Source organism: Acinetobacter sp. YH01008 (assembly GCF_013420435.1).
GTDB lineage: Bacteria > Pseudomonadota > Gammaproteobacteria > Pseudomonadales > Moraxellaceae > Acinetobacter > Acinetobacter pseudolwoffii.
On sequence record NZ_VOYD01000073.1, the window covers coordinates 1 to 2,188 of the forward strand.

Genomic DNA, 2,188 nt, shown 5'->3' on the forward strand with positions numbered 1-2,188 from the left:
GCACTTGGTATCAGCCAGTCGAGCGTCAGCGCGCGTGTGAAAGCGCTGGAGGATAACCTTGGTGTCCTGCTATTTGAGCGCCATGCGCGGGGCGTTCGGCTAACAGACGCAGGCAGGCACTTCATGGAGCGTGTCACGGCGGGTGTCGATCAACTCGATCACGCAGTGAAGACCGCAGGCATGACAGCTCAAGGAGAATACGGCCGGCTTCGCATCGGCATCCATGCCTTAATCCCACGCAGCTTTCTCACGGAGCTGATCCGTCATTATCGGGAAGAACATACGGGCATTGAGGTTGAGATCACCGAAGGCACAGCCCGCGATGCGGTGATGCAGCTTCGTGCTGACCAGCTCGACGTGGTGTTCGTCGCGGGCAAGCCCGAGATGCCCGACTGCCATACCCGACCGATCTGGACCGAACCGCTGGTGGCCGTGCTATCGGATGGGCATCGCCTCGCCGGGCAGTCCGCAATCACTTGGTCCGATCTGGTCGGCGAGACTTTCATTGTTCGCTATGGTGGCACCGGCCCGCAGGTCCATGACCATATCGTGCTGCGCCTTGCCGGGCGTTGGCCCGCACCGTCGATCCGGCGCTTTGATGTGGGGCGCGACACGCTGCTATCTATGGTCGGACAAGGCTTCGGCATCACTATCGTCGGCGAGGCAACGTCATTGTTGCCGACGACCGGCATCGTCTTCCTGCCCTTCCTCGATGAACCGGAGCCGGTTGCCTTTACAGCCGTCTGGTCGCCGTTCAATCGCAACTCCGCACTGAAAAATCTACTCAACCTCGCAGGCAAAATGAAGCGTGACGGCGATTCGCCCAATCGTTTCCTGGATGGCACTCGACCGGCACGATAACGGCACAGGCGATCCATCCTATTTGCCGCCGATAGTATCCGGCAGCCCTCCGGCATCCTCTTTCCTGTTGCCCGTCCCGATTTTGCCTACTCTCTGATCGGCTCCGTCTCTTTTGCCGACTGGAGCCTGCATTGCGCGGAGGCCGAATCCTTTGGGGTCAGATCGCCGTAGTCATCACCATCGTTCTGGTGATGACGTGGGCGGCGACGCAATGGGTTGCCTTTCGCCTCGGCTTCCAGCCCCAGCTTGGAGCGCCATGGTTCGATCTGGCGGGCCTGCCGGTCTATTATCCGCCGGCCTTCTTCTGGTGGTGGTTTTCCTTCGACGCCTACGCGCCCGCTATCTTCGTCGAGGGCGGCATCATCGCGGTATCGGGCGGCTTCATCGCCATCGCCGCCGCCATCCTCATGTCGATCATTCGAGCGCGGGAAGCCCGCAACATCGCCACCTACGGATCGGCGCGATGGGCGGAAGACAAGGAAATCCGTGCGGCCGGATTGCTCGGCCCCGATGGCGTAGTGCTCGGCCGGCATACGCAAGACTATCTGCGCCATGACGGTCCCGAGCATGTCTTATGCTTCGCGCCGACCCGCAGCGGTAAGGGCGTCGGGCTGGTGGTGCCGACGCTGCTGACATGGCCGGGAAGCTGCATCGTCCACGACATCAAGGGCGAGAACTGGACGCTGACGGCCGGCTTTCGCGCGAAGCACGGCCGCGTCCTGCTGTTCGATCCCACGAACGCCAGATCGTCGGCCTACAATCCGTTGCTGGAGGTGCGGCAGGGGGAGTGGGAAGTCCGCGACGTGCAGAACATCGCGGATATTCTGGTCGATCCCGAAGGCAGCCTCGACAAGCGTAATCATTGGGAAAAGACCAGCCATAGCCTGCTGGTCGGCGCGATCCTGCATGTTCTCTATGCGGAGAAGGACAAGACGCTGGCGGGCGTCGCCAATTTCCTGTCCGATCCCCGCCGCCCGGTCGAGGCGACCTTGCGCGCCATGATGGACACGCCGCATCTCGGCGAGGCTGGCGTTCATCCCGTCATCGCGTCGTCGGCGCGCGAGCTGTTGAACAAGAGCGAGAACGAACGAAGCGGGGTGCTCTCCACCGATATGTCGGTCCCAAAGGCGAGCTCAGAGACCATGGAAAGCATGTTCTCGGACTTACGTAGCAACTCGTTTCTTTTCGCAGGTTGAGCCACAGAGGTGGATCAGGAAATTTGAACAACACTTATAAGTGATATTTTGCTCCCCAAATGATGTTATAAACATCAATATATGGAGTATTTTATGACACGTAGACCAAGAAGAAATCATTCAAATGACTT

General features: G+C 59.9%; 1 protein-coding gene and 2 pseudogenes. All 3 read left to right on the forward strand.

What is annotated here, in order from left to right; all coding sequences use genetic code 11:
* Positions 1–177, forward strand: a pseudogene (locus FTT75_RS16000) (LysR family transcriptional regulator); the annotation flags it as partial.
* Positions 178–180: 3 nt separating this feature from the next.
* Positions 181–861, forward strand: coding sequence for a LysR family substrate-binding domain-containing protein (locus FTT75_RS15570; protein ID WP_109354582.1), 681 nt, complete (start codon positions 181–183; stop codon positions 859–861).
* A gap of 131 nt (positions 862–992) precedes the next feature.
* Positions 993–1,979: pseudogene (locus FTT75_RS15575) on the forward strand (type IV secretory system conjugative DNA transfer family protein); the annotation flags it as partial.
* Positions 1,980–2,188 lie beyond the last annotated feature (209 nt).

What these genes read in the sequence shown, in the direction of transcription:
- FTT75_RS15570 (WP_109354582.1), top strand. Translation starts at nt 181, where the DNA reads ATGACAGCTCAAGGAGAATACGGCCGGCTTCGCATCGGCATCCATGCC.